General features: G+C 52.8%; 23 protein-coding genes and 1 tRNA gene. 8 read left to right on the top strand and 16 right to left on the bottom strand.

The features are described 5' to 3' along the window. Positions 1-87 precede the first annotated feature (87 nt). Complete coding sequence (locus tag BUB27_RS03905) at positions 88-3,417, top strand: sulfatase-like hydrolase/transferase (RefSeq protein ID WP_143158231.1); 3,330 nt, start codon at positions 88-90, stop codon at positions 3,415-3,417. A gap of 42 nt (positions 3,418-3,459) precedes the next feature. On the opposite strand, the gene BUB27_RS03900 is transcribed toward BUB27_RS03905, so the two are convergent. The 9 genes from BUB27_RS03900 to BUB27_RS03860 all read right to left on the bottom strand — a co-directional run bounded on the left by BUB27_RS03900 (position 3,460) and on the right by BUB27_RS03860 (position 10,986). Further along, entirely contained in the window at positions 3,460-5,499 is a 2,040-nt protein-coding gene (locus BUB27_RS03900) for a sialate O-acetylesterase (RefSeq protein ID WP_159434788.1), read from the bottom strand. Between the two features lie 31 nt (positions 5,500-5,530). Then, positions 5,531-6,247 carry a PEP-CTERM sorting domain-containing protein gene (locus BUB27_RS03895; RefSeq protein WP_143158229.1) on the bottom strand — a complete coding sequence of 239 codons (717 nt, stop codon included), beginning with the start codon at positions 6,245-6,247 and terminating at the stop codon, positions 5,531-5,533. A gap of 105 nt (positions 6,248-6,352) precedes the next feature. Beyond that, complete coding sequence (locus BUB27_RS03890) at positions 6,353-7,726, bottom strand: FecR family protein (protein WP_143158228.1); 1,374 nt, start codon at positions 7,724-7,726, stop codon at positions 6,353-6,355. Then, complete coding sequence (locus BUB27_RS03885; protein WP_143158227.1) at positions 7,723-8,253, bottom strand: sigma-70 family RNA polymerase sigma factor; 531 nt, start codon at positions 8,251-8,253, stop codon at positions 7,723-7,725. Before BUB27_RS03885 ends, BUB27_RS03890 begins: the two co-directional genes overlap by 4 nt. Before the next feature lie 82 nt (positions 8,254-8,335). After that, positions 8,336-8,749, bottom strand: coding sequence for a hypothetical protein (locus BUB27_RS03880; protein WP_143158226.1), 414 nt, complete (start codon positions 8,747-8,749; stop codon positions 8,336-8,338). A gap of 71 nt (positions 8,750-8,820) precedes the next feature. After that, positions 8,821-9,330, bottom strand: coding sequence for a hypothetical protein (locus tag BUB27_RS03875; RefSeq protein WP_143158225.1), 510 nt, complete (start codon positions 9,328-9,330; stop codon positions 8,821-8,823). A gap of 65 nt (positions 9,331-9,395) precedes the next feature. Further along, positions 9,396-9,890, bottom strand: coding sequence for a hypothetical protein (locus BUB27_RS03870; protein WP_143158224.1), 495 nt, complete (start codon positions 9,888-9,890; stop codon positions 9,396-9,398). Positions 9,891-10,014: 124 nt separating this feature from the next. After that, a complete protein-coding gene (locus BUB27_RS03865; protein WP_143158223.1) occupies positions 10,015-10,686 on the bottom strand; it encodes a hypothetical protein in 672 nt (223 codons plus the stop codon). Positions 10,687-10,755: 69 nt separating this feature from the next. Then, on the bottom strand, positions 10,756-10,986 hold the full coding sequence (locus tag BUB27_RS03860; protein ID WP_143158222.1) for an ANTAR domain-containing protein: 231 nt from the start codon (positions 10,984-10,986) through the stop codon (positions 10,756-10,758). 188 nt (positions 10,987-11,174) lie between these two features. Here BUB27_RS03860 and BUB27_RS03855 point away from each other — a divergent pair, with 188 nt between their 5' ends. Next, positions 11,175-12,146 carry a 2-hydroxyacid dehydrogenase gene (locus BUB27_RS03855; protein WP_143158221.1) on the top strand — a complete coding sequence of 324 codons (972 nt, stop codon included), beginning with the start codon at positions 11,175-11,177 and terminating at the stop codon, positions 12,144-12,146. Positions 12,147-12,253: 107 nt separating this feature from the next. On the opposite strand, the gene BUB27_RS03850 is transcribed toward BUB27_RS03855, so the two are convergent. Further along, positions 12,254-12,329 (bottom strand) — tRNA-Val (locus BUB27_RS03850). Between the two features lie 109 nt (positions 12,330-12,438). Between BUB27_RS03850 and BUB27_RS03845 the strand changes: the two genes are divergently transcribed. Next, positions 12,439-12,903 (top strand): hypothetical protein, encoded by a 465-nt coding sequence (locus tag BUB27_RS03845; protein ID WP_143158220.1) that lies wholly within the window; start codon positions 12,439-12,441, stop codon positions 12,901-12,903. Positions 12,904-12,959: 56 nt separating this feature from the next. Next, positions 12,960-13,571, top strand: a complete 612-nt coding sequence (locus BUB27_RS03840; RefSeq protein WP_200797054.1) for a flavin reductase family protein — start codon at positions 12,960-12,962, stop codon at positions 13,569-13,571. Positions 13,572-13,641: 70 nt separating this feature from the next. Here BUB27_RS03840 and BUB27_RS03835 read toward each other — a convergent pair whose 3' ends face one another. The 4 genes from BUB27_RS03835 to BUB27_RS03820 form a co-directional block, all read right to left on the bottom strand. Next, complete coding sequence (locus BUB27_RS03835; protein WP_143158219.1) at positions 13,642-14,364, bottom strand: metallophosphoesterase family protein; 723 nt, start codon at positions 14,362-14,364, stop codon at positions 13,642-13,644. 91 nt (positions 14,365-14,455) lie between these two features. After that, positions 14,456-15,400, bottom strand: a complete 945-nt coding sequence (locus BUB27_RS03830) for a hypothetical protein (protein WP_143158218.1) — start codon at positions 15,398-15,400, stop codon at positions 14,456-14,458. Then, positions 15,400-16,317, bottom strand: coding sequence for an ABC transporter permease subunit (locus tag BUB27_RS03825; protein WP_143158217.1), 918 nt, complete (start codon positions 16,315-16,317; stop codon positions 15,400-15,402). Before BUB27_RS03825 ends, BUB27_RS03830 begins: the two co-directional genes overlap by 1 nt. A gap of 14 nt (positions 16,318-16,331) precedes the next feature. Then, complete coding sequence (locus BUB27_RS03820; protein ID WP_143158216.1) at positions 16,332-17,198, bottom strand: ABC transporter ATP-binding protein; 867 nt, start codon at positions 17,196-17,198, stop codon at positions 16,332-16,334. 160 nt (positions 17,199-17,358) lie between these two features. Between BUB27_RS03820 and BUB27_RS03815 the strand changes: the two genes are divergently transcribed. Beyond that, entirely contained in the window at positions 17,359-18,054 is a 696-nt protein-coding gene (locus tag BUB27_RS03815) for a hypothetical protein (protein ID WP_143158215.1), read from the top strand. A 100-nt stretch (positions 18,055-18,154) separates the two neighbouring features. Beyond that, positions 18,155-18,511, top strand: a complete 357-nt coding sequence (locus BUB27_RS03810) for a hypothetical protein (RefSeq protein WP_143158214.1) — start codon at positions 18,155-18,157, stop codon at positions 18,509-18,511. 64 nt (positions 18,512-18,575) lie between these two features. Here the strand turns inward: BUB27_RS03810 and BUB27_RS03805 are convergent, their stop codons facing one another. Continuing rightward, positions 18,576-19,478 carry a GYF domain-containing protein gene (locus BUB27_RS03805; protein WP_143158213.1) on the bottom strand — a complete coding sequence of 301 codons (903 nt, stop codon included), beginning with the start codon at positions 19,476-19,478 and terminating at the stop codon, positions 18,576-18,578. Between the two features lie 87 nt (positions 19,479-19,565). Next, entirely contained in the window at positions 19,566-20,006 is a 441-nt protein-coding gene (locus tag BUB27_RS03800) for a thioredoxin family protein (protein WP_159434787.1), read from the bottom strand. 88 nt (positions 20,007-20,094) lie between these two features. Between BUB27_RS03800 and rdgB the strand changes: the two genes are divergently transcribed. Then, on the top strand, positions 20,095-20,685 hold the full coding sequence (gene rdgB, locus BUB27_RS03795; protein ID WP_143158211.1) for an RdgB/HAM1 family non-canonical purine NTP pyrophosphatase: 591 nt from the start codon (positions 20,095-20,097) through the stop codon (positions 20,683-20,685). Between the two features lie 242 nt (positions 20,686-20,927). Further along, the gene (locus tag BUB27_RS03790) at positions 20,928-22,679 is read left to right on the top strand and encodes a serine/threonine protein kinase (protein WP_143158210.1); all 1,752 of its coding nucleotides are present in this window, start codon (positions 20,928-20,930) and stop codon (positions 22,677-22,679) included. Positions 22,680-22,685 lie beyond the last annotated feature (6 nt).

Here is a 22,685-nt window from a genome sequence, read left to right as displayed (position 1 = left end):
CTTTGCTGATTCTCATTAATAGACGTACATTATCGCGTAATAGTCTCTTATTTCGGGATTTTCGTACTTCACACGCAACTCATCAGCATGAAGGTCCTCACACGCATCCTCACCCTTATTGTATCCACAATCCTCACCTGCTCCGCCGCACCGAACATCATCTTCATTCTCACGGATGACCTCGGCTACGGCGACCTCGGAGTCTTGTTCCAGAACAACAAGGCGGGGACCAAGAAAATGTCTACTCCTGAGCTGGATGCGATGGCTGGTGAAGGGATGATCCTCAACCGTCACTACACTCCGGCGCCCGTCTGTGCCCCTGCACGCGCCTCTCTGTTGCTCGGCGTGCATCAAGGCCACTCAAACGTCCGGGACAACCAATTTGATAAAGCGCTGGAAGACAACCACACCCTGGCTTCCACCTTACAAGCGGCTGGCTACTACACCGCCATCATCGGCAAATACGGCCTCCAAGGTTCTGGTTCCAATCCCACCGGCTGGCCAGCTTACCCGACCAAGCGCGGCTTCGACTACTTTTACGGGTATGTCCGCCACGGAGACGGCCACACCCACTACCCGGATCACGTCACCGCGTCCCGTGGCACCAAAGAAGTCTGGGAAAACAACAACGAAATCTCGGACGACCTCGACAAGTGCTACACTACCGACCTCTTCACTGCCCGCGCCAAGAAACTCATCATTGATGAAACAAACAACAATCCGAACCGTCCCTTTTTCCTCTACCTCGCCTATGATACTCCACACGCAGCCCTTCAGCTGCCAACCGTAGCCTACCCGAGCGGCAAGGGCCTTACTGGTGGCCTCCAGTGGAATGGCACCGCTGGCAGCATGATCAATACTGCCACGGGAACCATCGATTCCTACCGTAACCCACTCTATACCGGGAATGGCTGGTCCGATGGTGACGAGCGCTTTGCCACCATGGTCACCCGTATCGATGACTGCGTTGGCGACCTTGTTCAGACTCTCAAAGACCTGAACATCGATGACAATACCATCATCGTCTTCACCTCGGACAACGGTCCACACAGCGAAAGCTACATCAGCGGTATAGGCCACAGCCCGACCGCGTTCCAGTCCTATGGCCCCTTCGAAGGAGAAAAGCGCGACACGCATGAGGGCGGCATCCGCATGCCCACTCTAGCCTGGGGCCCTACCCGCGTGCAGGCAAATACCATCACCAACCAGCTCTCCCAGTTTCACGACTGGCTCCCCACCTTCTGCGACTTTGCCGGTATCGACGCTCCGGCCCGCAGCGATGGAGTTTCCCTGGTTCCCACCCTCACCGGTTCAGGCTCTCAGAGGGAGCCCATCACCTATGTGGAATACTCTGTAGGCGGTTCCACTCCAGGATACTACACGAACCATGGCGGCACCTCCCGCAACCAGTCCCAAGTCATCTACCTGGATGGCTACAAGGGCATCCGCAACAACGTCACCTCCCACTCCCAGGACTTCCGTATTTACGACACCCTCAGCGATGAGCCTGAGGCCGTCAACCTCGCGAGTAGCTCCGCCTATTTCACCACGCTGCAGCAACGCATGAAGGACCGTGTCCTGCAAATCCGCCAGCCAAACTCATCCGCCAGCCGCGCTTATGACAGTGAACTCGTCCCGGCAGTCAACACCGCCGCCGAGAGCGGGATTGAGGTCTCCAAGTTCGAGGGCAGCTGGGCCTGGGTGCCAGAGTTCCAAGCGATGACTCCGCTGAGCACCGTGGACACTACCACCATTTCCACATCTCACCTCACAACGGATACGGATGCAGGTCTCCTCTACACCGGATACATCGATATCCCGGAAGACGGCACCTGGACCTTCTACACCACTTCTGATGAGGGCACCATCCTGCGCATCCATGACAGCCTCGTGATCGACGATGACTTTAGCCATTCCGGCTCGGAGGCTTCCGGCACCATCAAACTGAAAGCAGGCCTTCATCCATTCCGCCTTTACTACCGTACGGCTGCCGACACCCCTGCACTCAGCCTTTCCTGGTCCGGCCCGAGCACGGCTAAGGCCATCATCCCGGATTCTGAGCTCTACCGCGCCACCCCTCCCTCTCCCATCCCAGCTCCCGAGAACGACCAGGCTCAGACTCAGGGTACCCAATCCGTCTCCATTCCCGTACTGGCCAACGACCTTGATGATGGAGCTCCGTCCGCACTGAGCATCGCCTCTGTAGGCCAGCCACCCTTCGGCAGTGCTGTGATCAATGGGTCTAACATCGATTTCACCGCCAATGCAGGAGCCTACGGCCAGCACGTCTTCGACTATACCGTCACCGACGGAGAGAATGAAGTCACCGCCACCGTCACGGTAAACGTCATCGTGCCTTCCACCGATCTCTGGTTCCCGCTGAATGAAACCGAAGGCAGCCTGGTCTATGAAGCCAGTGGGGCTTATGCGGGCGCCCTCTCTGGTTTCACCGATCTCAATGCCGCCCATATTCTGGGCAAGCACGGCTACGCCCTGGACTTCGACGGTGATGACGACCAAGTCAACCTCAGCGGACTCACCCTTCCCTCTGGAAAATCTGCCCGCACCATCACTGCTTGGCTCAAAGTCCCGGACGGCAGCCCTACGGAAAACCAAACCTTCTTTGCCTACGGCCCTAACAGCAACGGCCAACGTGTCACCTGCCGACTCAACCCCTCTGGCAACGACCAGACTCTCCGCCTCGAAGTACAAGGCGGATACATCTACGGCAGCACCAAGATAAATGACGGCCAGTGGCACCATGTCGCCATCGTGATCGACGACTTTAATACGGATTCCACCCTCAATGTCACCGAGGCCAAGCTCTATGTTGACGGAGTGTTAGAAACCAACCTCACCTCCAGCAGCCAGAGCATGAATACTACGGTTGACGGATCCGCTGTTATCGGAGGCGCCAGCCACGCCACAGGATACAACTTCCTGGGAGCCATTGATGAAGTCCACATCTACAACAGCGCCTTTGACGCTACTGCGGTTAGCAATCACTACCTACTCACCAATCAGGCGAAAGCCGCCTGGGCCTACCGTAACACCGGCAGCACCAGCCCGGACTTCAGCTCCGATGGAGATGGAGACGGCATCAACCTACTACAGGAATACGCCTTCGGAGCTAACCCGCTCTACAAGGATGCCCGCTCCACCCTTCCGTCCATCGTCATCAACCCATCCACAAACAAAGCTGAAATCGTCTACACCCGCCGCACACCGGGAACCCACTCACTCAGCTACCAAGTCCTCGTATCAGACGACCTCAGCACCTGGCTCCTCCCCTCCACCGAGACCCAAGCCATCAGCCACCCGCTGCTCGGCTCCGGATTCCAGCAAGTCACCACCGAGTCAGACTCAACCACACTGCAAAAGCCAAAACTCTTCTTCAAGGTCGAGGCCAGCGAGTAATCTATGATTCTGGCCTATCTCGCCACGAGATAGGCCAGCACACTACTCCGAGACTTTGACTCGGAAAAACAAATGCTCTTTCCCGGATTCTGGCAGGGCATGACGCACGGTCGTTGTCCACGTACCATTTCCATTGCTTTGGGGAGATCCCATCTCTTCAGTAACTCCACCGCTATCCTGATTCGAAACCCAGGACACCAAGTCCTCGGAGACTTCGACCCAGTAATTGGGGGCCTCACTATCATAGCGGCGGATAAAGCTAAGCTCGGCGAAATCCTCTGCTCCGTCATTGATGATGACTGGTGATGAAAGCACACTGAAGACGTCCGGCAGTCTAGGATTTGTTAGGAAAGCATTCTCTAAAAAATTACTCCTCCCATCCCCGTCATTGTCTCCATCGGGATCAATGATCTCAGAATCCTGAAGCTCTGACGGATCATAGTATCCACCCATGTACATCAGAAAAGGATTGCTGTAAATCTGCTGCATCGCCGCAGCATAGCGCTGACCAAGCTCACGCTGAGACCAGGCATCAAAGTGAATCATTTCATTATCCATGCCGCGTAGTCCAATGTTCTCTACACAAGCCGTATTGCTGCGGTGGTTTGGCAGATCAGCCATGGCAGCCTCCACGATGTCACGCTGTGAGGGCCTGTTGTAGTTGATCGTCTGGCCGCTATCATTCACCCAGCTGGATGGCACCAGCTTGCCGCACACAAAGGGCAACCATGCCACACCTGTATCACTGCGCAAGTTATCGACGAGAGCCTGGATACGCTCATCATAGAGATCCCATTCAGCGGCAGGATTCGACTGGCTAGGGTTCGAGTTATACTCGCCTTGATGCCAGAGCACGCCCTTGAGCACTCCGTACTGCTTGGCCGCATTGACTCGCTGGATGGCCTCATCGTAGAGATAGTAAGGCTCACTGGTTCCTGGACGATTCTTTTTTGAATGCGGAGCTCCAGGAGCCCACCACTGGATCGCGGTCGATCCCATGGCATGGTTGATAATTCCCACCACCACCTCGGGGTCCGACTGGCTGGCGAGTAGCGTCTTGCCAAACTCAAGCCCCATGCCAATCACATTGCCATCGACACTCAGAGCTGTCAGCGGATGCTCCGCCTGTAACCATTGCGACTTCATCCCATCGCGACTGCCAAACTGTAAAACCCGGCCTACGCCTGCATCCAATTCCGCATCACGATCACGTCCCGCGCCCTGCATGTTAGACTGACCAATCATCAGATAGAGATGCACCTTCTCCTTCTCGGGTAATCCAACGACTTCGACTGATTGCTCTTCAGTCCCATTTAAAATCAGAGTGTACTTCGTTTTGCCGATCGGAGAAACCAACACACTTCCAAGACCTCCTGAAGTAAGACTAAGAACATCTCCTACATCCGGCTGAATCTCCAGAGAGCTGATCGGCTCCTCCACCTGCCAGCCAAGCTGAATCTGTGCCGGCTTTTGCACGAAACTCTCCGAGGCAGTGAAAGAAGTAATTCCGTTGCCTCCATTTTGCACATCACTAAACGCCAACTCACTCATTCCAGTAAAGCTTGTCCCCCCATGATTGGAAACCACCTGCATGACTACGGATCTAACACCCGTGTAGCTCACTCCAAAGCTCACCGTTTGAGCCGTATTTTGCGCATTATAAACTGCTTGGGCCAAGTTGGAGGAATAGACTTCTCCGATTTGATTACCACCTCCGTTAGCTCCATCATAGAAGGTCAGGGTGTAGGCATTCACCCCGGCACTGGGAGATCCAGAACCATTGCCATTATTCCGATAGACGTAGTTCCAGACATACATCCCATCCAGCTCTACCGCTTCATCAAACTCAAAGGTGATGGAGAAACCTGAAGTCGTTCCAGACGCGGAGGCATAGTTATTGCCCGAGGCGATGTAGTTCACGGTGGTATCAATGACATCACCAGGCCCAGTGAAACCGCCATTCATCAGGTTAGACGGAGCATAACTGGCACTAAACTGACCACCACTAGAGCTCGCGCTGTCAGGATAGATAAACCCCGCAGCACCTGAACTCACAGAGCTGAAGATTGCCAGCAAGCACATGGCTAGCTGGCAAACTTTTGTTAAATACCGATTAGGCATGACGCTTTCGACGTAGACCCAAGAAAGCCAATCCTGCGCCGATCATCACAGTACTGGATGGCTCTGGAACGGAAACAACCTGGAAGCCACTGAGCACCCCAAAACTATCAAGAGCGCCTACACCGTCCTGAACACCAATAGAGATCTCATTAGAGGTGGAGGAAATCCCGCTAAAGAGAACATAGTCTTCCCCCTCCACAAAGGTACCATTACTAGTAGAGCTGGCATCAGCATTTTTGGTAATGCCACCAATGGTGTAGTTCGTATTGAAGCCTGCTGTATAAAGATAAATGTCGTAGGTCTTGGCATCATCCAGACCGCTGATTACCACCGTACCGAGCGCTCCATTCCTTGAGAATAGACGATCCCCCTGTAGATCTGTGGTACCTCCATTACCAAAGGAGCGAAATTGTGTGGTAGAAGTGGAGGGTGAAATGCTTTCCAAACGGAACCCCATACCTGTGGCTACGCCTGTTGAGTCCACAAGGCCTGTCACCTCCGCAGTGGGCACCGTGATGCTGACACCTGATGCTGCAAAGCTTACGTTATTCCAGATGGTTCCAGCATCAGGAGCTGCGCCTGTACCGACATAAGTTCCAGCTCCGTTGGGACCTAGATCCACATTGACTGTTGCAGCCTGAGCGACCGTCACACTGGCAGCCATAGCTCCAGCCAGCATACTTGTTTTAAGGATAGCGTGTTTTTTCATGATTCCATGTGTCTGTTGACCTCATGAACTAAACAATGCGTCCAAGAGGGCTTACTAGGCACATGTCCACCCATCAAAATTCGTGTAGTAAAAATCGACGCTTTTTTATTTTTCGAGGGAACGCGCCATAAAACTCAGCTGCAGATTATCAAAATCCAAATAGCAGCGCTTTGGAGCCCCGGCAGCATTACACATAATCCTCACCTCAAGAGGATCCCCATAGGATACCCCTTCAGGAAGATTCGTCGCATCGTAGCTCAACACCACCTTGGTAAAGGCATTCTTCGGCCCCGGAACTTCATTAGAACGAATCTCCTGCAAGACCCTCCCATGACTCATCAATGAGATCGTATATCCACCATAGGTAGCCGATCGGTTATCCCGAACACCCAGCGCCAGCTGTAGGGTATAAGTACCGGGTTCAGCAAGAACACCGATCTTTCTCTCAATACCTACCTGCTTGGCACTATAGAGAAAGCCAACATTTGCCCCCTTCATCCCATCTAACAATCCACTACTAGGACCTGTATCATCCAGATTTTTGTTACGATAGTAGACCCCATGTCCACGTGGATTAAAATAGCCTCCACTGGTCTTTCCTACCGCTGACCATGCATGAAAGCCCCCACCTCCCACTTCGCCGTCCTTGTATGGATGACTCTCGAAATCATCTGCAAAGACCAGCTGAACAGAGCCTGGCAGCTTAGCGAGGAACTGCCCATTATCATAGTCAGCATCTTCTAACTCTCCCAAGGCACTCACACGAAGAGCTTGCCCCACCTCTAACAACCTCGAATTGTCAGCAGCGTGCACCTCGACCGATCCCTGATTCACGTACACCTCATCACGCTCACCCCAACCTGTCACCACGGTGAAAGCAGTCCCGAGGTCCACCACCTTCATACGCTCCGTCTCCACGGCAAACCCATGACCTTCCTCAGGCACCATGAAGCTACCCCTTCCTTCTACCATGCGCACTAAATCTGCCTCCACTAATTCCACAGTCGCCGGCCCCTCCACGATACCTACAACACCCTTGGGTAAACTTAACTCCACCGCACCATACTCGAGCCTCAACTTCTGCCCGACCTTGAGTTCCGGTGAATGGACACCAGCTTCACCGTCTACCGACCACTTACTACTGTAACTGAAACGCATGTCAGCACGGACAGAAATATCGGATATCATATTCCAGCCCACCCATACACCCATCGTCAGCAGCGCCACCGCAGCGATTCCCGCCCAGCGCATCGCAGACCTCCTCATTGAACTCCCCATGCTCAGTATCTTCCGATGGCTTGAGACACTCTGGGTACCCACCAGATCATCCATCACATGCTCCATCGCTGCGTGCTCTAAATACAAATCACGCAAGCTGACATCCTCACGCATCATCTGCTGTAGACGCTCAAACTCAGCATGGGAGATATCTCCATCGAATAGTTTCAGCATGAGTTCCTCGGCAGCATGATTGCTCACGGTGTCACCTCCCTTAATCTACCCATGACACAATCCTTCAGCTTTATTCTGATTTGCCTTAAGGTGGCCCTAAGCGTACCAGCCTTTCTATTCTGTGACTCGGCATACTGCTCAATGGAAACATCCTTGCTATAGCGGAGCTTCAGCAAAGACCGGTGCCGCTCGCTCAGCCCCTCAAGACAGCGCCTGAGAGCCACCATTCTATCGTCGAGCATCTCATTACTGAGTAAATTCTCACCCTCAGCAGAAAACGCTTCCAGCAGATCATCATCAAATACGATTACATGGGAGCGCTTGAGTTTCCTGCGCTCGTTTAGCACATGATACTTCGCGACCTTGAAGGCCCAGGCCTTAAAATTAGATCCGGGCTCATACTGCTCCTTCTTTTTCCAAAGCGTAATGTTCACTTCCTGCAAGACATCCCGGGGATCGCAATATCCGGGCAAGAGGGAACGGATAAACGCCGTCATCACTGACTGATGACGGGTAATCTCCCGGATAAACTCTTCTACATCATGCTCTTTCACCTTACTGACATTCCTCTACTCTATGCCCATGTCTTCGAGTCCTGAAACGTGTAGAGATTTTCTGAATTATTTTTCCGCCTACTCATTTTGAGACAGCTTTGAGCTCCACTTTGAGGCTTTCCTCATCTTTCCCCTCGAACACTTTCTGAAAGCCATTGATGAAATAGAGCCGTTCCTTCATTTCCGCATCGGGATGGATGAATACCGTCACGTAGTACGAACGCCGCTCGGCGCGCTCCGCATGCAGCGGCAAGCTGAACTCCAGCGTTTTCCCGGCCCGGATATCCATGCCGCTGATCACGACCTTATCCACCTCAGTGGCGGCCACATCTGCAAGTAAGGGGTCAAACTCATAGAGCCTCGCCACCACCGTGACGTCTTTGAGCGACTTTTTAGCCTCAGGAATCTTGCAAGTGAGATCCAGTGACAAGTCATCCGCCTGCAAGGCCAGAGGCATGAACAGACACAACACAGCGAGAGCAAAGTTTTTCACCATAGCTCTCAGCTTATCGCCATGGAGAGCACATGGCAATACAATGACTGCGGGCAGAAAGAATCCCTGCGGACTCATCCCTCAATATTCCATTCCAGAGGCAGATCAGCACCGCACATGAGACAAGTATAGTACCCATCTTTGACGATCGCCAGAGTCTGGCAACTAGGACAAATGCGAAACTCAAACGCAGGATCGAATCCTGACGGGAATTCCAGCCCCGTCCCAGCAAGAGCCCGCTCGACTGCCTGCCATGATTCCGGTTCAGGACAATAACCCGTGGATTGGTTCGTGATGCGGTGAATGTACGGAGTTTCATCCATGCCACTCAGAAAGGCCTCACCCGCTGCAAGTACCCGACCCACCCGCGCACAGGCGACATGCTCGGACCCACGATCCGCAATCCAGAACTGGCCATCCACATCGACCACGTAGGTCGCAGGGATACACTCCTCGATATCCATGTCACTGCGATGATCCTGCATCCAGAGCAAAAGTGCCTCCGCCTCTTCCACCTTCAGGCGCGGTGGAAAATCACCTTTAGGTATGAAGTCTGGGCTACCCACATATTCGTACTCACGCATTTCTCACGTAATGGTTTTTGTAAGCTTCCTCAGAATCCGCGTAGTCTGGAAAATGGGTTAGTCACTCAGTGACCTTCGTCGACCTGTACGGATTGCTTGAACTTCACGTAAAAGGATTTCCACTTCTGGTAGAGTTTATCACTGCTTGCTTGAACTCCAAACTGGGTCACACCACCAGCAGTCTGGGTCGTAGACCCAAAAGCCAGGTAGCGAGTGTAAGCATTGGGATTATCCACGGGCTTCACCGTGAGGTAATTCATGAAGCGGGTTCCATCAGGCTTGCGCTTGAGCACCTGCGCATCCGCACTGGTGATGTACTCGGATTTCGCGCTCAGGAACAGTTTGATCGATCTCGCCCGCTCGTGATAGAAACGGATGCTATCGTCCGGGGAACGGAAATAACCACGAGCAGACGCCGTAGGATTCTGCTCACTCAGATCAACGTATTCAAAGCCTTTGGGAATGACAGCCTCCAACCCGTCTTTGGAATATTGGACAGTTTCTTGACCGCTAGCAAAAAGGGTGAGCGCCAGACTCATCAACACACAGAGAATTTTCATCGTTAGTTTTGGTATGGGGTAAATGTTAGAAGCAACTTTATCTCTACAATTAAGTCAGGACTACCACAAGCATAAGCTGCCCATAAGTCCCATCATCGAACGTCCTCCACCTGGTCGCGCCTATCTATTTTCCCTCCTGCTTCTCACCACCTTCATGCTTCTTCTGATTCCTTTTCTTCTCCGCTTCTATCACTTGCTCGCGCGTCTTGAAGTCGATCTCGATCAGCTCTTCACTCAAGCCACAGATCATCGCAAACAACAGCAGGGAACGCGACGATTCGTAATCTGATTGATTAAAATCCAACTCATCAAAGGTACCATCTTTGGTCACCAGGAATTTATGAACACCCAGAGGCGAATACAAAACCTTGGTCTTCACACCATGCCCCTTAACAAATACCTCACTCACCAGCAAAGATTCTTGAGGAACCCCAATTGTCGTGAGCTCCGCTTCCTTCGCATCATAAGATTTACCAACGACTGTACTTAATACATATAGCTGCGCATCATTGAGAGTAATCGTCTTCGTCTTCTTTTCCGTCGGTGTTTTAAGCTCATAGGTAACCGACCTGTCGCACCACTCAAACTTCATCACAGAGCCGTGGTGCTCATAGGCCAATTTAGCCCACGTCACAGCGTCCTCATTAGTCAGCTCTCTGGGCGTATTCCATGACCCCTTCAGAGCCTTGATGCGAAGCTCAAACGCTTCTAAATCAAAAGTTTCTTCTGCACTACAATAAATTAATCCAGAGACAGCTATTAAAATTGGCATCAAAACCCTCACCTTCGTTCTCATATTATTCTCCTAAATGTTTTTTATAATCTTTCCAAAACTGTTTCCGAGCTTTCAACTGTTTCTGATCGGCTAACCCTCCTCAGTTTTGTAAGCTACCAGACACAAAGAGGATTCTGGTCGAGGGAAGGCAACGGCGGACTTGTCGCTATTCCATTTCGCCCCTTTCAAGCCGCTCGCAATATTCTCTTTGGAGACTTGATGCTCTGTAGCGTATTTCCGAAGCACCTCAAAAGCCTTCTCTTCTCCAAGACCTAGCGTGGCCCCAAGACAAAGCATCAATAATGTTAGAATGGTATTCATTGGTCAGCACACACGTAACTAGAATTGCCCTCTAGGATTAACACACCATCCTCCTTATGTCATTCACTTACTCGGTAGGCACAGCGTACCGGTAGACCGCAGTTGCCTCGTGATCATGCAATCAGCAAACTCATCCAGCAGAGTTTCTTTGCCCGAAGAGTCCAAACTAACTACCAGCCACCAGAATCATGCTCCAGATTGCCATCTTCCACTCAGACCGCTTCACGACTCCGGAGCTGGCACCACTGCGCGAGCAGCTCGCAAGTCTTGGCAAGGTCAGCTACTTCCCCTTCCTCGCGGAAACCCCGGAGAAACTGAAGCAATACGCGGCGGGGGCCGACTGCATCGTCATGGATGATGTCCCACTCACAGAAGACCATCTGCCAGACTTCCCCGAGCTCAAGCTCATCTCCCTGTTGGGCACCGGATTCGACACCATCGACCGGGAAGCCATGCGCCGCCATGGCATCACCGTCTGCAATACCCCTAACTACGGCACCGAAAACGTCGCCCAGCATACCGTGGCGCTCCTCTTCGCCCTCGCCCACCGCATCGGCGAGCAGCATCACCTCATCCAGAGCCAGGGATGGCCCGCCGTCCGCGCCGGAATCATCGAGCAGTTCCCGATCCAGGAGATCCAGGGAAAAACCTTCGGCTTCCTGAGTTATGGACTCATCGCCAGACGAGTACAGGAAATGCTCTCCGGATTCCAACTGCGCTTCATCGCCTCTTCCTCGCGCTCTGCCAATGAACTTCAGGAGCAAGGTGTGGAAAAGGTCGATCTAGAAACCCTCTTTGCCAGCTCAGATATTCTCTCCATCCATTCCAGATCCAGCCCAGCCAACCACCTGGTCGTCTCCGCTGAGCTGCTGGCTCTGATGAAACCCACCAGCCTGCTGATCAATACCGCTCGCGGAAACTTGGTCGACGAGCAGGCACTCGCCACCGCGCTGGCTAACCAGCAGCTCGCAGGCGCCGCACTGGACGTCCTCTCACCCGAGCCCCCGCTGCCTGAGAGCCCGCTGCTCAGCGCCCCAAACTGCATCCTCACCCCGCACATCGCCTGGAATAGCCTACCCGCCTGCGAACGTCTCGCCCACGAGTCCTACCAAAACATAAAAGCCTTCCTGGAAGGCTCCCCGCAAAACGTGGTGAACTAGACAATACCCTTCACACCTCACTGGCTACTTCGTCAGGCTCTCGATTTAGAAAACACCCAGACACAAAAAATCCCAGTAGGGAGATCCTTACTGGGAGAGAGAAAAAATGGTGCAGGGTGAGGGACTTGAACCCCCGACCAACTGGGTGTAAACCAGTTGCTCTACCAACTGAGCTAACCCTGCACTTTTTGGTGAGCCGCTCGGGCGACGCGAAAAATGCACGGTATCTCGGAGCGTTCAAGTAAAAATTGCTACTTGATCAAAAAAAATTTCCAGACACCTTTCCGCCCACATGCAAATGCGCTTCACCGATGAGGAAATGCTGACCCTGGCTGAGATGCTCTCTCTCGCCTGTTGGGTCTCTTCTTTCAACCAGTTACCAGGATCTGACTTCAATGCGGAACGCTACGAAGCCATGCTCGACCGCGTGCTCGAGCGCCTTTCTCAGCTCGGCATGGGAAAATTGATCGAACATGACCCGAACAGTGACCGCCCGCGCCTAACCAAAGAGTTTGAGGAAAAATCCTACGCCTTTCAGTCCTATGATGAGATGCGCAACGCTACTTTTTGGGAAGATTTGATGATCAGGCTCGCCGAGCGCGACATGATCCGCATCCACGGGGCCAAGAAATGGAAGAGCCTGGGTGAAGAGGAACGCCGTGAACTGGCCCGATCCAAAGAAGAGCGCTACTGGACCGAACTCCGCACCAATGGCTTCAAGAACATCCACCTGCTGGCTCCCAAAAACGAGGGCTAGCGGCGCAAAGCTCCACTTCCCTTGCATACCAGCCCTGCCGGTCCTAGTATCCGCGCATGGCTAATAGCATTGAATTCGATCTCGACGGACAACACCGCCCGAACGCCTACCCCATTCTAGCGTCACTCGTCACCCCGCGCCCCATCGCCTGGGTCACCACGGTCGATGCGGAGGGTAATGTCAACGCAGCCCCCTTCTCCTTCTTCAACGTCTTCGGCTCCAATCCCCCGATCGTGGCTTTCGCGCCGGGCAACAAGGAACCTGGCCTCCCGAAGGACACCGCCAAGAACGTCCGCCAATCCCGTGAATTCGTGATCAACCTCGTGGACCAGCCGGTGGCCGAGGCTATGGTAGCCACCTCCGCCAGTCTGCCCTACGGCACCTCTGAGCTGGACGGACTAGGCCTCAGCCTGAGCAAGAGCTCCGTGGTAGCCCCACCGCGTATCAGCGAGGCTCCTGCCGCCCTGGAGTGCCGGGAATACACGACCATGGAGATAGGCACCAATCGCCTCGTGATTGGCACCGTGCACCGCGTCCACGCCCGCGAGGGACTGTTTGACCCGGAATCACTCCGCTTTGACCAAGCAAACTATCACCCAGTGGGGCGCATGGCTTCACCAGACTGGTATTGCCTGACCGATCAGCTCTTCAATATCGAGCATCCTTGATCACCAGGAAAAAGAAAAGCCGGCGCCCTCAGGCACCGGCTTATCAAACAACCAAATTGAAATGGTTCGCTTATCGGCCATTGGCCAGACGATCCGCGAGCACCTTTGGCAGGCCAGCTTCGATGATCTTCTTCTGGGTGGTCTCGATATCGTACTCGAGGCGGCGGAAGGTAACGACCTTGGCATCCATGTCATAGATGCAGTAGGAGGCCTTCCACTCGCCGTCACGAGGCTGGCCTACGGAACCGGCGTTGATGAAGTACTTCATGCCGGCCTCGATAGCCACTGCCTCTGGCTGGACTTCCTGGACACGGGCACCTCTCACGAATACGCGAGGCACGTGCGTGTGACCATGGAAACACACCTGAGTGAACTGGTATGAGAAATTGGACATCGCATCGAACTTGTTGGTCACATAGTTCCATACGTTAGGTTGATCGAGTGTAGAGTGGACGATGGTGAAATCCTCGACTTGGCGGACCATACGCATGCGAGCCAGCCATTCACGTTGTTCGGCGGTGAGTTGGTCACGAGTCCACTGCAGGGCTTCCGCCGCTGTAGGGTTCATCATTTCCAGGGAGTGTTCACCTCCAGCATCTTCGTCATGGTTACCCTTAACAACCGGGCAGCCCATTTCACGAATTTTCTCCAAACATTTGACGGGATCCGCATTGTAGCCCACCACGTCACCAAGACACACGTAGCTGTCGCAGCCCTGGACCTCTGCATCAGCAAGGACGGTCTCTAGCGCTTCCCAGTTAGCGTGAATATCTCCAAATAAAGCTATTTTCATATAATGAGGTGGTTTTGCAGACGGAAAGAAGCAATGAACGCTAGGCCACAAAAGGAAAAGAAAAAAATGCCCTTGATCACGGTGACTTCTATTATTTTAGCGGTCCATAAGGGAACAGGCGCTGCTCATTTCTAACCCCTAATTCGCTCTCTAGCTTCTTCAAAGCTTCCTCTACACCATAAGGAACGTCGTCTGAGCCCTTTCCCTTCCAATAATTCCGCAAATTCCGGTATGCGTTCATCTTGTCACCATAAAGCTCTTCCAGACTCAGGCGCCGCTTGATTTTTACTGAAGGATTATTCTGCAGAATGAATAGCCGGCTTAGCACACTTGGGTAGTGCTGGCTGTCCCCCTCACTCCAAAGCTGGTATGCCTGATCATAGGCTTCCTGGGATTTTCCGGGGATCCGGGCCAGTGTATAGAGCACCATACGCTCCATCATCTTACGCTCCATTTGTGGCACATTGTCGTACTCCAGCGCCTGGCGCAGAGTCTTCAGCACCAGCTCATGGTCAGGTATGAGATGAACATTAGCCCACATGCGGGCCTTCAGGAACGGTAGGCGCCACTCTTTCGGGCTCATCAAAATCCCTTGATCCAAAAAATCTGAGCCTTTGTGAACGTAATCTTCGAACATGGCCTGGCGCTTCAAGGGCGGGTAATCCGTGTTCTCCTTACTGGAGACAGCGGCATTGGTCCCGATGTGCCAGGATCCCAGGTCCCAGTAATTCACGTTACCGGGATCCAGCAGCACAATATCCTTGTACTCACGCTCCAAATTTTCCCAGTCACTATCCACATGATACTGCGTGGCAGTCAGGCTCATGATCGCCGCCAGCGTGGGCCTTAGACTCCCGAAAGTGGAGGCCAGCCCCTTCTGCTTCAGAGAGGCCCGTGTATCCAGACTCATCGGCGCTGGCAGCAGCTCTCTCTCCCGCATCTCTGAGGACAATGCACTCTCATAGCCCATCCTCCACCAGCCAAAGGCCAGCAGGACGCAGATTACGATCACCGCATTGAGCCACTTGTTTGCCATCAGACTTCTTTTCTACGAAATACGAACCAAGAGAGCACGGTATACACCGCACAATAGAGAAAGGCCACCCAGCACACGCGCCCTAGGATAGAGCCCGGAACTTGCTTGCCATCAATAACTCCATCCTCGACTCCCAGCAGCTGGAAATCAGGGAACAATAGGGCAACCCAGCGGGTCACCTCAGACATCGGCGTGATGATCCCCAGGTCTTCCTGGCGCATGAAATACTCACGGGCATCCGCCTGGATAGTACCGATCAGCGCCACGATCACGGTAATGATGATGGTGAAAATCGTCGACGTAGAGAAGGTGGAGACCAGCATGGCGATGGAGGCAATCACGGCAGCCTTGAGAAACACCGCCAGCACACCGATCTGGAGATTCCAAGTAACTCCCTGGCTGTAGATCTCTTCGGACTGGCGCTCGATCACGGCCGCCGACAAGCCTCTGGCGCCCAGCATGGACTGAGTCTCAGCCACAATACCCTCTACCTTGAAATGCAGGATGGCACTGAATAGCCCATCCATCACCAGAAGGGAGACCAGGATCAGACACAACACGCCGCCCAGCTTGCCCAGCAGGTAATCAAGCCGGGGCACCGGCTTACAGAGAATGGTGTAAAGAGTCCGGTCCTCGATATCCTTTGGCAGCAGCAAAGCTGTCGCCGAGAGCGCCAGGATAAAGGCAAAGGTATTCATCGCAAAAAATCCCGCGCTCTTCAGCAAGCGCAGATCCTGGTTCATATTGGAGACGCCACTTACCGAGTAGGGCATCTCCACCATCTGTACACCGATCAGCAAGACGGCAAACACAGAAAGCAGATAGAATACCTTCATCCGCACCAACTGCGTGAAGGTATGGCTTGAGATCGTGGTGATCCTGCGAAGCGATATAAATGATGTGGTCTTTCCAGCCATGTTCCTGATTCCCTTTACTTCGATGATTTGCCTCGTTTCCTCGCCGTCTCAATGAACAGCCTCTCCAGGGTAGTCTTCGGCTTGCCATGGCTCACCCACTCGGCCGCTGCATCCTGCTGCACCAGCTGCTTGATCTTGGTCAAGAGTTCCTCACTGGCTCCCTTGAGGATGATTTCATCGTGATCATCCACGGTCGTCAGCTCCTTCAAGGTGCCTTGCTGGACAATCTTCCCCTCGAAAATGATACCTACTTGGTCACAGACCTCCTGCACCTGCTCCAGCAAATGGGAACATAGGAAGATCGTGACACCCTCATGTTTCAGCTTGAGGATCAGATCCCGGATCTCACGAGACCCCAGCGGATCCACCCCGGCAGTAGGTTCATCCAGTACCAGCAGGCGCGGCTTTTGGATCAAGGCCTGAGCCAAACCTACCCGCTGCAGCATCCCTTTGGAATAGCCGCCGATTCTACGATTCCGCGCATTCTCCAGAGACACCAGCTCGATCAATTCATCAACCCGGCTCGTCAATTCCTTGCCGTGCATCCCGCACAGCTTGCCATAAAACTTCAAGGTCTCGGCCACCGTCTGGTGCTTGTAGAAGTAGGGATTCTCAGGAAGAAAACCGATCTCACGGCGCGAATCTACCTTGATGGACTCGGCTCCAAAAACCTTGCAACTCCCCTCAGTGGGAGTCACCAGGCCGATCAAAGCCTTCATCGTGGTGGATTTACCGGAGCCATTGGGGCCAATTAGTCCGTAAACTTCCCCTTCCCCGATTTGTAGTGACACATCATCCACGGCACGAAACAGCCGTCGCTTGAACGATGAGCGATAACACTTCACCAAATGGCTGATTTCAACGGCGTTTGCTTTTTCCATACCCAGAAACTGTAAAGTCAGAACTTACCTCTCACTCCTACACTGACAACGAAATTCCCCCTAAATCCACCAAGCTCCTAACATTAAATTCACATTGCTGCGCAACTCCTCCTCAGACTTCTTGTTATATCCCTATGAATTACCTATACTTGATATGATTATGAAAACTCCATTCTACCTCTGCCTCATCGCTGCCGTCACGATCTCCACTCAGGCTGACGCACAACGTAAACGCGGCCCCCATCACCGAGGCAAAGCAGTCGCCAAAGCTGCTGCCGCTGACCATGCGGAACTTGGAGCCCTCAAAGACAAGTTCCTCGCCTTCCGCACCGCTGTCTATGAAGGCAACGACTACTATACAGATAAGGATATTGACCTGCGCGCAGCCCACCGCGGCCTCTATCTGCTCATCTGTGACTCACTCATTGAGGACCGCATTCGTGAGGACGCTGGCTTCTTCTACAATGAGCAACTTTTCCTCATCGCCGAGGACGCCAAGAAAATGCGCGGCAACAAAGATGTCCTGCCAGAATACCAGGCCAAGAAAATCAAAGCCAAACTCACCAAACTCCGTGATGACCTCAAGAGCGAGCGTGAAGACACCGTGAAACCTGAGATCCTCACCCCTCAGCTTAACCGCATCCAGATCAATCTGGAGGAGCTCGTGAAATTCGGACAAGACGAGGACATTCTCAGCTCTGGTGAAGCCAGCAGCATCCGCCGTAAAATGAACAACCTCTCCCGTGACGAGAAAAAAGCCAAATCAGACAAAAACGTCAGCGACAAAGAGAGAGAGAAGCTCATGGAAGAGGCCAGGGAACTCCGTAGAGAGACCATCAAACAACTTCTGGACTGATTACAAACACGACTTGCGTTTATAATGAATGATTTCTGAGATTTATGCTCTAATATAGTAAGTCGACGGACATAAATCTCAACCAATCAAGAATCATCCCATGAACGAAGAAACCAATCACGAAGAATCATGCTCCGAGAAGAAGCATTACGACTCCTTCTCTGACGCCATGAAATCCGCTAGCGAGGACGCCAAAGCCAAAGCTCAAGAGGCTGCTCCTAAAATCAAGGATGCCCTTGCCAATGCCGCCTTTGACGTAGCCTACGGAGCTGCCTACGGGACCGTATTTGCCGGAGCCTTCATCAATGAGTTCATCCCGAAGAACCTCAAAGAGGGACTCGCCAAAGGGGCCGCAGCAGGTAAAGAGGCTGCTCAGAAAGTCCATGAGAAAGTCACCTCTCCGGCTCCTGAAGCTCAAGCGCTAGACGGGGATCTTCCCGAGGTAAGCCCAGCCTAAAGCTGGCTCACCAAACCATTTCATAGATACGCACAGCCACCCTGATGGGTGGCTGTTTTACATTCTACTGCCTGAGGTTCAGATCGTGGATCCCGTCAACAGCCAGAGAGACATCTTTGGCTGTTCTGTAGAGAATGGAAAGGTAGATCAGGGCATTGACTGACACAGCCATCAGAGTCTTGAAATGATCCAACTGCGGGAACTGAGTCACCAGATCTCCAGCCAACATTAAGAGAATTCCATGAATGATGGGTGCCAGGAAGGGATAGATACAAAATGCCATCAACCACTTCTCACTCGGGCTTTCAATATAGCGGTACTGAGGATGTGAGGAGATAATCACATTAAAGTCCCTCGCCCACCACCAGACGCTGATGAAATTCCAAAGATAATTCACACCAGGGACCCACATCAGCAGGGCAACCACCCACGCAGGCACTTTGGAACCATATTGATTGGTCACTCGCCATCCATCGTAAATCCAACGGGTAAAGCGCCCGTAGGCCAGAACACTGAGCATCAATGCCACCCAAGCAATCGCCTGCGCCGTAACAGCACCACCTTCTGGCGCCAGTCCACCAAAGGGAATAAACCAGTAGAGAATGCAAAGCACTGGAATCATCAGCCCCAAGGCGGCGAGAGTCGGCTTGAGCCACTGCCCCAAACGCGCCTTCTTCACATCCACCACAATGATAGGAGCCTGAGTTTTCCAGGCCTCTCTGGCAATCACCTCAGGACGCACCTGGGTCTTGGCACGGTGAACATGCTCATAAATAGCATCCAGCTCCGCTACCGTGAGCCAAGCCTGGCTCCCATCGTGCCGAATAAAATCCAATCTGGGATCTAAACGCCCGGATTCTGCCAATTGCTTAAGATGCACCAGATTGACTGGTCCATACTCTCTTCCGACACGACGATAGTACCACACTGACTTTGCCGGGTGCTCCTGTTGAATAACCGCTGACATCTAGCAGAAGTTATAAGGCGCCAACAAGAGATGACAATGCAAAATGCTTTTCACCCGGCAATCTTTACCGCGCAAGGCGGCCATCGCTTAAAACATGTCTTTGCGTTTCAGTTGGTGCTCAAGGTTTTCTAAAAATGTTTCTACCGTTTTGAATTGGGAGGCAGTGAAGCGATTGAATTCTTCACCCTCCTGGTCAAACAGAATAACCGTCGGCACACCCTTCACTTTATACTTTTTCATCACCTTTGAATTCTGCGCCTTCAACTCCGGATTTGAGTTGGGAATATCTATCTTCACCAAGACATATTTCTTGGAGGCTTCCTCGACAAACTCCGGCTTGGAAAACACTTCCTTCTCCATCATCTTACACGGTGGACACCAGTCCGAGCCCGTGAATTCCACCATCACCGCTTTATCAAGCTCCTTGGCCTTCTTCACAGCCTCGTCGATATCAGTCATCCAGCCTTCACCAGCCATTAATTGGACACTAGCAAACAAGCTCAGCATAAAAACAAGTAGTGCATTCATTCTCTTCATCTCCCCATTATATCGTCACAAATGGCTTTTCCTATCTATCTTTTCGTCGGACAATGCCATCAATTCACTCAGAGACATCATGAAATCCATCCTCATCGCTACCCGAAACGCCCACAAAACAGAGGAAATCCGCGAGATGCTTGGAGACCAGTTCCAGGTCAGCGACCTCAATGGACTGGAATTCCCTCCCGTAGAAGAAACTGGAACCACTTTCCTAGAAAATGCCACTCTGAAGGCTGTCGAAATCAGCAAGCAAACCGATGAACTCGTCATCTCTGACGACTCCGGTCTGGAAGTGGATGCTCTGGATGGCGAACCTGGAGTCTATTCCTCCCGCTATGGAGGTGAAGACGGCAATGACCAGCTGAACAACGCCAAACTGATGGAGAAACTCTCCCTGCTGAGACCTGACGTGAAGCGCAGTGCGCGCTTCCGTTGTGTCATGGTTATCGCCAGGAACGGGCAGCGTCTCGCCCATTTCTCTGGCAGCGTGGAGGGCCGAATCATTGACGAAAAGCGCGGCGATCACGGCTTTGGCTACGACCCCCTCTTCATCCCGGATGGGCACGAAAAGACCTTTGCTGAGCTAGACGGACAGATAAAGAACAGCCTGAGTCACCGGTCCAGAGCCCTCACACAGGTTGTTGACTGGCTCTCACAAACTGCCTGACTTTGCATGCTGGTTTGCGCTATTTCATCAATACTCTTAAAAGTACAAGGTTCCAAATGAGTGGTTGCCATGTGCCGATCAATCGCTATGACTAAGCCCATCCCAAGAGCATGGTAGAGCACTTGAATCCCTCCCGGGCAATTCCTCATCACTAAGCAGGAAAAGCCTATCTCTCTCCACTGAGACTGCAACTACCATCTCTCAACACACCAATTCTCACACTCAAACGGACGCTAAGCACTATGGCGGACAAAGAACGATACGAAATACTCAAACTCCTTGGCAAAGGGAGGACTGGCGGCGTCTATGAAGCCGAAGATACCGTATTGAACCGTAAAGTCGCACTGCGTCGATTCTTTTCGGAGACAGGAGGACACGACAATTCCAAGCTCAACGAGGACTTTGCCAACATCGCGCAAAACCTCTGCAATCTCCAGAATCCCAACTTGCTCACCATTTTTGATGCAGGTACTGATGAGGACGGGGCCTACATGGTATCCCAACTACTCGACGGCACCAGCCTAGCAGATCAGGTTGCCAAGTCCTGTCTTGATGCATGGGATGCCTGTGATCTAGCCAGCCAAATGTTGGACGCGCTTCAAGCAGCACACTCTGCTGGCTTTATCCATGGCGCTCTAACTCCTGGCTCTATCATGATGCTAGACCGTGCACGAGGAGGCCACCTCTACGTGATTCTCGACCTAGGTCTCTGCAGGCTAGCCCCCCTCATTCAGGGATCTGACTCACAAAACTCCATGATGGCTGATCCTGCCCTCATGGCACCCGAGCTTTTTGATGGGGAATCCGCCACGGAACAATCTGACCTCTACATGCTAGGGCAGGTCGTCTACACCACCCTGGCCGGTGGTCACCCACTTGCTGGCCTCTCCATCCCTGAGGCAGCTGCGAAACATAAGGCTGGTGATCTACCACGAATCACCGATTACAGGCCTGAGCTCGACCCCGCCTTTGCGGATTGGCTCCACAAACTCATTTCCCCGGATCCTAACCAGAGACCGGAATCCGCCCAAGCCGCTGCGGAAGAACTCCCGGAGGTGGAAAAAACCACTCCACAGACCACTACGACCAGACAGCAAAGGGTCAAGCTAGTCACTAGCTCCGTCCCTAGCAGAAAAACAACGGCAGTCACACCGATTACCGGCCCTCAGGTAACCATACCTCAAGCCATTAGTGACCGGGTCACGGTTTCCTCCAGCGTTCAGAGCGCTGCACTTCCTGCCGCTGAAGCCAGTAACAAGTCTGTCAACATCGTCTTCCTCATCATTGCGGCAGTACTCGCCATCATCATTGGCGGCATCTTTATGGTGATGCGCGGCGGCAACACCACCACGACTGCTGACAAGCTTAAGAAAGATCAGGAACAAGTAGAGGAATCACTCCCCTTTGCCTCTTTCTCATCCATGTACGCCAAGCCGAGCATTGGTCAGACACCGGAGAACCAGGTGAACATGGCAGACGCGGACACCTTGGACTGGCTCATCCTCACAGGCCTGCCAATCAAGGACAATATGATCCTCCGCTACTCTGGAGGCATCATCAAGGAAACCACTCCCACGAACAAGCTGCAGCCCGTCTCGTATCCACAGCCCCAAGAAAAGTTCACCATCTCCAATGGCAAGACTCTCCATCCGGCCGTTAGACTGGATACGAACAAAAGCGGTCTCAGCACCAAGGAAGGCTGGATAATCAAGCTCAAAGCTCCAGCCAAGCTGGACGGACCTCTCAAAGTTTCTACCTATTTTGTAGCCTGGAAGTGTGATGTACGCTTCAGGATCAAGACTGCCAGCGGCAAATATCTGGAAGATGACTACCTCTTCAAGTGTCACGGCCAGAACGTAAGTTCGGAAGTAACGGCTACCATCCATGACCTCAAGCCAGGTGATGACTTCTCCATCGAGCTGCTGGTAGACGAGTTCCATTCGGGCTCCAATCCAGCCATCATGCTCTCCGCCGTAGCCATCCCAAAACCCTAGGACCTG

Source organism: Rubritalea squalenifaciens DSM 18772 (genome assembly GCF_900141815.1).
GTDB classification, from domain to species: Bacteria; Verrucomicrobiota; Verrucomicrobiia; order Verrucomicrobiales; family Akkermansiaceae; genus Rubritalea; species Rubritalea squalenifaciens.
Note: the sequence above shows the minus strand (reverse complement) of the source record. Positions and strands in the feature narration are given on the sequence as shown.